Annotated in this window: 1 pseudogene; it reads right to left on the reverse strand. The window is 56.6% G+C overall.

Annotated elements, in window-relative coordinates:
- A pseudogene (locus tag J5M56_RS26610) lies at positions 1-193 on the reverse strand (arginine-ornithine antiporter); the annotation flags it as partial.
- Positions 194-219 lie beyond the last annotated feature (26 nt).

Genomic DNA, 219 nt, shown 5'->3' on the forward strand with positions numbered 1-219 from the left:
TGGCCAGCGTCTGGAACACGAACGCCAAGGCCAGCATGCCCACAGCGGTGATTGCCCAGCCAATTAGAACCGCGCCGACGTCGGCGCGGGCAGCCATGTTCTGCGGCAGCGAAAAGATCCCGCCACCAATCATCGAGCCGACCACAAGTGCAACTAATGCGCCTAGCTTTAGTTTTCCCGAAGAATCAGACATTTAACAACTCCTGCCAGGAGAAAGTT

The organism is Pseudomonas sp. 51_B, from assembly GCF_017491595.1.
In the GTDB taxonomy this organism is placed as follows: domain Bacteria; phylum Pseudomonadota; class Gammaproteobacteria; order Pseudomonadales; family Pseudomonadaceae; genus Aquipseudomonas; species Aquipseudomonas promysalinigenes.